Here is a 6911-nt window from a genome sequence, read left to right as displayed (position 1 = left end):
CGTATATTACGCTTTCCTCTTTCAGAGTCAACCCGTTATTTCAGGATTTTTTCTCTTCAACCGAACCGCTTGTTGTGTGAAGTGATTCACATCCGCCGTGTCGATGGAGGCGCATTATAGGGAGTTCTCCGCAGGCCGCAACCGCTAAATGACAGAAAAATGACTGACTGCTGCATTCCACAGCAAAACCCCGCCTTATACCTTTTTACGCACAGACTTATCCACAATGATACGAAAAAGTGAAAATGTGCGAGCGTTGCGCAAACGTTTTCGTTAAAATGCTCGCGCTTTACAAGGATGCCTCGTCAGGTGTGTTAGATGAGTTTTTCACAGGAAAATTCATCTAACGCTCTCTGTAATCGTGAAATCCAGGGGATTTACCATGCAACAACGTCGTCCAGTCCGCCGCGCTCTGCTCAGTGTTTCTGATAAAGCCGGTATCGTCGAATTCGCTCAGGCACTTTCTGCACGCGGTGTAGAGCTGCTTTCCACAGGTGGAACCGCTCGCCTGTTAGCAGATAAAGGTCTGCCGGTAACCGAAGTGTCCGATTACACCGGTTTCCCGGAAATGATGGATGGACGCGTCAAAACCCTGCACCCGAAAGTCCACGGCGGTATTCTGGGCCGTCGCGGCCAGGACGACGCCATTATGGAACAGCACGACATCGCGCCTATCGACATGGTTGTCGTTAATCTCTACCCCTTTGCCCAGACCGTTGCCCGCGAAGGCTGCTCTCTGGAAGATGCCGTAGAGAATATTGATATCGGCGGCCCGACCATGGTGCGCTCTGCGGCCAAGAACCATAAAGATGTCGCCATCGTGGTCAAGAGCAGCGATTACACCACCATTATTAATGAGATGGACGCCAACGATGGGTCGCTGACCCTGGAAACGCGATTCGACCTCGCCATCAAAGCCTTCGAACACACCGCCGCGTACGACAGCATGATCGCCAACTACTTCGGTAGCCTGGTGCCGGCTTACCACGGTGAAAGCAAAGATCCTTCAGGCCGCTTCCCGCGCACCCTGAATCTGAACTTCATTAAGAAGCAGGATATGCGCTACGGCGAGAACAGCCACCAGCAGGCGGCCTTCTATATAGAAGAAGAGGTAAAAGAAGCTTCTGTCGCTACCGCACAGCAGGTTCAGGGCAAAGCGCTCTCCTATAACAACATTGCTGACACCGACGCCGCGCTGGAATGCGTGAAAGAATTCAGCGAGCCGGCCTGTGTTATCGTCAAGCATGCGAACCCATGTGGCGTTGCCGTGAGCACCTCCATTCTGGACGCCTATGACCGCGCCTACAAAACCGACCCGACCTCCGCGTTCGGCGGCATTATCGCCTTCAACCGCGAGCTGGATGCCGAAACCGCACAGGCCATCATCTCCCGCCAGTTTGTCGAAGTGATCATCGCGCCATCGGCCTCCGAAGAAGCGCTGAAAATCACCGCGGCAAAACAGAACGTGCGTGTACTGGTTTGCGGCCAGTGGGCGGAACGCGTGCCGGGCCTGGACTTCAAGCGCGTGAACGGCGGCCTGCTGGTTCAGGACCGCGATCTGGGTATGGTGACAGAAGCCGACCTGCGCGTGGTGACCAAACGTCAGCCGACCGAACAGGAGCTGCGTGACGCGCTGTTCTGCTGGAAGGTGGCGAAGTTCGTCAAATCCAACGCCATCGTCTATGCCAAAGAGAACATGACTATCGGGATAGGCGCAGGCCAGATGAGCCGCGTTTACTCGGCGAAAATCGCGGGTATTAAAGCAGGCGATGAAGGCCTGGAAGTCAAAGGCTCCGCCATGGCCTCTGACGCCTTCTTCCCGTTCCGTGACGGTATCGACGCCGCAGCCGCTGTCGGCATCACCTGCGTGATCCAGCCTGGCGGTTCAATCCGCGACGACGAAGTGATTGCCGCTGCCGACGAACACGGCATTGCGATGATCTTCACCGACATGCGTCACTTCCGCCATTAATTCCCGGAGCAGAAAATGAAAGTATTAGTGATTGGTAACGGCGGACGCGAGCACGCGCTGGCGTGGAAAGCGGCCCAGTCTCCGCTGGTTAAAACGGTCTTCGTGGCACCGGGCAACGCCGGTACCGCACTGGAACCCGCGCTGCAGAACGTGGCTATCGGCGTGACCGACATTCCGGCGCTGTTAAGCTTTGCTCAGCAGGAGAAAATCGACCTGACCATCGTCGGCCCTGAAGCGCCGCTGGTGATAGGTGTCGTGGATGCGTTCCGCGCAGCGGGCCTGAAAATCTTTGGCCCAACGGAAGGCGCCGCGCAGCTGGAAGGCTCCAAGGCCTTCACCAAAGATTTCCTCGCGCGTCATAACATCCCGACGGCGGAATATCAGAATTTCACTGAAGTGGAGCCTGCTCTGGCCTGGTTACGTGAGAAGGGCGCGCCGATTGTTATCAAGGCCGACGGTCTGGCCGCGGGTAAAGGCGTGATCGTCGCGATGACGCTCGAAGAAGCCGAAGCCGCGGTTCAGGATATGCTGGCAGGTAATGCCTTTGGCGATGCGGGCCACCGCATCGTGATTGAAGAGTTCCTCGACGGTGAAGAGGCGAGCTTTATCGTCATGGTCGACGGCGAGCACGTTCTGCCGATGGCCACCAGCCAGGATCACAAGCGTGTGGGCAATGGCGACACGGGGCCTAATACCGGCGGGATGGGCGCTTACTCCCCTGCGCCGGTCGTGACTGACGACGTCCACCAGCGCACCATGGATCGCATCATCTGGCCTACCGTGAAGGGGATGGCGGCAGAAGGCAATACCTACACCGGTTTTCTTTATGCAGGCCTGATGATCGACAAGCAGGGTAACCCTAAGGTCATCGAATTCAACTGCCGCTTTGGCGATCCAGAAACCCAGCCCATCATGCTGCGCATGAAATCCGATCTGGTTGAGCTGTGCCTGGCTGCCTGCGATGGCAAGCTGGACGAGAAAACCTCCGAGTGGGACGAGCGTGCGTCTCTCGGCGTGGTGATTGCTGCGGGCGGTTATCCGGGCAACTACAGCACCGGTGATGAGATCCACGGTCTGCCGCTGGAAGAGATTGATGGTGCGAAGGTGTTCCACGCCGGTACGAAGCTGGCTGAGGACGATCGCGTTCTGACCAACGGCGGACGCGTGCTGTGTGCGACCGCGCTGGGTCATACCGTGGCAGAAGCACAGAAGCGCGCCTATGCGCTGATGGCGGATATTCACTGGAACGGTAGCTTTAGCCGTCAGGATATCGGCTATCGCGCGATTGCGCGTGAGCAGGGGGAGTAATTCCTCCTCGCCCTCACCCTCTCCCACAGGGAGAGGGAATCGTTCGTAGGCCGGATAAGCGTTAGCGCCATCCGGCTTAATCCACAGAACTCAAAAACTCTTCTCTGTCGGCTGCCAGGTGCAGAAATCTTCGTTCGCCACCAATAGCAATTGAGAGCCTTCCGGCGCCTCAAGCCACGCCACGCTCACTTCCATTGATGAATGACGCTGACGGCGTTGAATGTGTTCGGTTGCCCAGGATTCAAGCTCAGGCTTCACCGTTTGCCCTTCGCAGGTCGTCACCGTCCCGTCGTTATGCCAGCGCCCCTGGCGCAGCACGACGCGTCCCAGACGAAGCGCATCGCTGGTCTGGCGGATTTGTTCGGCACGGTAACGGTAGAGGGCGATTTGATCGCTGGAAAGCTGCTGTTTTTGACCGCTGACTTCACGCTGCATAAAGCTCAGCTCGCCATGGTCGTCAAAACGCACTTTCACGTGTTCGGGGGTCTTGCTGTAGACGTTCAGCTCAATCAGCGAGAGGTCATCTCCCTGCCAGCGATATTCTGCCGTCGACGTATTTCCGCTGTGCCACGGGCTGAAGGCAGATAACAGATGAACTTCATTGCCGGAATCTTTACGCCAGATCCTGACCGCGCCCTGGTTGTCAGCGTAGCCGCTGGCGGTAAACGGCGGCAGAGTGGTGTCGTGACTACAGGCTGACAGCAGCAGCGCACCTGCCAGCGCGAGCGTTCCGCGCCAGAAAGACAAAAGGGGCGTTGCCGCCCCTTCGCTAAAACTGTTCACTGCCACGCGTCTTACTTAACAGCGTCTTTCAGTGCTTTACCAGAAACAAATGCCGGCACGTTAGCTGCGGCGATTTTGATTTCTTTACCGGTCTGCGGGTTGCGGCCAGTACGCTCAGCGCGGTGGTTCACTTTGAAGGTACCGAAACCAACCAGTTGTACAGCATCGCCTTCTTTCAGAGACTCAGTAATAGCAGCCAGGGTAGATTCCAGAGCAGCTTTAGCCTGCACTTTAGACAGATCAGCCTTGTCCGCAATTACATCAATCAGTTGAGTCTTGTTCATAAGTTATCCTTTCAATGTGTTTATCGCTTGCTAAGCATCGAGTGCGACGAAAATGCCAAAAAAGCACTCTCCTGCATACACGCACCGATAGCCACTTTTTTTCGCCCCCCAAATGTAGACCAGACAAGGGTCGAAAGGGAAGAGTCGAGGAGCGACAAAACGGGCGTTATCTCAAGTTTTCTTATCTCATTGGTTAAAAATTATACCAATATTACTCTCACCGGCCTCACGTAAGTCCGCGCGCAGCCCTTTTATCAGCTCAATATCGCGTTCTTCACACTCTGCCAGCAGGCGGAAAATCTCCCACTGGATATCCCATTCTTGCTCAACGGCCGGGTTCGCACGCAGCTCTTCGTCGGTCATCTCGCGACCTTCCTGGGTCATTTCCAGCATCGCCACGGTGGTGATAGAGGCCTTACTGACTTCAATAGCGTGCTCCAGCGTCTCACCGCTCAGGCGGGAGTGGAGCAATTCGCTTAACGCCACACAGGCATCAATTGCCGGGTAGACGCCGTACAGGTCAAAATCATCCGCCACCGGGATCGCCTCTTCCAGCTTTTCGAGCTGAGAGTCGAAATTCACCTTCGCGTCTTTCACCGTCAGCGTTTCCCAGATCAGATCCAGAATGCGGCGGTAGATATGGCCATCACCAAAGCCGGTCTGCTTGCAGAACGCGGCATAGTTGGGATACATGCGCTCGCACAGGCAAGCCATGAAGGTGACGTGCTGCCAGCTTTCCAGCTTTTCAAGGCGCAGGTGAATCGGGTTTTGTAGCATGATGATCTCTCGAATCGAAAATTAGGCGCAGTTTACCTGAATCATCGCTGAATTTCCTGCCAACGAACAAAAGCCGGACGCGAAGAGGCCACCGCGTCAGCCCAGCGCGTTGGCTCCGGTAAGCGGTAGCCCTTCATGCAGCGCTGTACCCACGCCAGGGCGCTGTCCATACTCACCCGATGGCCGGTGGCGATGAACAGCGGATTACAGCGTGCCTTGCTGCGCCAGACCCACGCCAGCTGCTCGCCTTTATGGATAAGCGGTGCCAGCGCACCCGGCTCGGCTGAAAGAGGTTCAAAGGCGCCGCAGAGGCGTTTCTTGGCGACGCCGATGGTCGGCACATCCACCAGCAGCCCAAAGTGGCTGGCAACGCCTAAACGGCGCGGGTGTGAGATACCGTGCCCATCGACAAAAAGCAGATCAGGTTTTTGCGAAAGCTGCTCCCACGCTGCCAGCAGCGCGGGATATTCGCGGAAGGAGAGAAAGCCCGGAATGTACGGCATGGTGGTGGCAATACGCGCGACCTTGTACTCCACCAGCTCGAGCGAAGGGTATTTCAGGACCACCATCGCCGCTCGCGTCACGTCCCCCCCCTGCTCAAACCCGACGTCGGCTCCGCCAATGTACTGCGGAGGATCCTTATCCAGACGATCCTCGCGGATCACCGATGAGGCCAGTTCGATTTGTTGAGCGCGTAGCGACGCGAGATCCATAACGACTCCTTACTTGTGATACTGGGCAGAAAGCCGATGCACCGCCTCCACAAATGCGCCTGCGTGCTCTGGCGGCACATCCTGATGAATACCGTGGCCGAGGTTAAAGACGTGGCCTTCCCCCTGGCCGAAACCAGACAGTATAGTCGACACTTCTTCTTCAATGCGGGCAGGCGGCGCATAGAGCATGGACGGGTCCATATTGCCCTGAAGCGCCACTTTGTCGCCCACGCGGCGGCGGGCATCAGCGATATCGGTGGTCCAGTCGAGACCCAGGGCGTCACAGCCGGTTGCCGCCATGGCTTCCAGCCACTGACCGCCACCTTTGGTGAACAGCGTCACCGGCACGCGGCGGCCTTCGTTTTCGCGCAGCAGGCCGTCAACGATTTTATGCATGTAATACAGGGAGAACTGTTGATAATCACGCCCGGTCAGCACGCCGCCCCAGGTATCGAAAATCATCACCGACTGCGCACCGGCTTTAATCTGCGCGTTGAGGTAGAGCGTGACGCTCTTCGCGAGCTTGTCGAGCAGCGCATGCAGAGCCAGCGGCTCGGCGTACATCATCTTTTTAATCAGGGTGAAGGCTTTGCTGCTGCCCCCTTCCACCATATAGGTCGCCAGCGTCCACGGGCTGCCGGAGAAGCCAATCAGCGGCACTTCACCTTTCAGCTCGCGGCGAATGGTGCGCACGGCGTTCATCACGTAGCCCAGCTCGCCTTCCGGATCGGGGATCGGCAGCTTGTCCACATCGGCTTTGCTTCTGATCGGAGAGGTAAAACGCGGGCCTTCACCGGTTTCGAAGTACAGGCCAAGGCCCATCGCATCCGGAATGGTCAGAATATCCGAGAAGAGGATCGCCGCATCCAGCGGGAAGCGGCGCAGCGGCTGGAGCGTCACTTCACAGGCCAGCTCGGCGTTTTTGCACAGCGACATAAAATCGCCCGCCTGCGCGCGCGTGGCTTTGTACTCTGGCAGATAGCGTCCCGCCTGGCGCATCATCCACACCGGGGTGACATCAACGGGCTGGCGCAGCAGCGCACGCAGATAACGATCGTTCTTCAGTTCGGTCAT

Annotated in this window: 7 protein-coding genes; 2 read left to right on the top strand and 5 right to left on the bottom strand. The window is 57.1% G+C overall.

The window, feature by feature from the left end; all coding sequences use genetic code 11:
• Nucleotides 1-382: 382 nt before the first annotated feature.
• Together purH and purD are read left to right on the top strand one after the other, a co-directional pair.
• Complete coding sequence (gene purH / locus LLF79_RS25610; RefSeq protein ID WP_023345246.1) at nt 383-1972, top strand: bifunctional phosphoribosylaminoimidazolecarboxamide formyltransferase/IMP cyclohydrolase; 1590 nt, start codon at nt 383-385, stop codon at nt 1970-1972.
• Between the two features lie 15 nt (nt 1973-1987).
• Nucleotides 1988-3280, top strand: a complete 1293-nt coding sequence (purD, locus tag LLF79_RS25605) for a phosphoribosylamine--glycine ligase (RefSeq protein WP_008503470.1) — start codon at nt 1988-1990, stop codon at nt 3278-3280.
• 90 nt (nt 3281-3370) lie between these two features.
• Here purD and LLF79_RS25600 read toward each other — a convergent pair whose 3' ends face one another.
• The 5 genes from LLF79_RS25600 to hemE all read right to left on the bottom strand — a co-directional run bounded on the left by LLF79_RS25600 (nt 3371) and on the right by hemE (nt 6911).
• Entirely contained in the window at nt 3371-4063 is a 693-nt protein-coding gene (locus LLF79_RS25600; RefSeq protein WP_023345244.1) for a DUF1481 domain-containing protein, read from the bottom strand.
• Nucleotides 4064-4074: 11 nt separating this feature from the next.
• Complete coding sequence (gene hupA / locus LLF79_RS25595) at nt 4075-4347, bottom strand: nucleoid-associated protein HU-alpha (protein WP_002445246.1); 273 nt, start codon at nt 4345-4347, stop codon at nt 4075-4077.
• Nucleotides 4348-4533: 186 nt separating this feature from the next.
• Nucleotides 4534-5124, bottom strand: a complete 591-nt coding sequence (locus LLF79_RS25590; RefSeq protein WP_008503468.1) for a YjaG family protein — start codon at nt 5122-5124, stop codon at nt 4534-4536.
• 41 nt (nt 5125-5165) lie between these two features.
• Nucleotides 5166-5837, bottom strand: coding sequence for a deoxyribonuclease V (gene nfi / locus LLF79_RS25585; protein ID WP_021242964.1), 672 nt, complete (start codon nt 5835-5837; stop codon nt 5166-5168).
• 9 nt (nt 5838-5846) lie between these two features.
• Entirely contained in the window at nt 5847-6911 is a 1065-nt protein-coding gene (gene hemE, locus LLF79_RS25580; protein ID WP_063453493.1) for a uroporphyrinogen decarboxylase, read from the bottom strand.

This window comes from Enterobacter cloacae complex sp. 2021EL-01169, assembly GCF_020733125.1.
Taxonomy (GTDB): domain Bacteria; phylum Pseudomonadota; class Gammaproteobacteria; order Enterobacterales; family Enterobacteriaceae; genus Enterobacter; species Enterobacter roggenkampii.
This window is presented reverse-complemented; position numbering and strand designations above follow the sequence as displayed.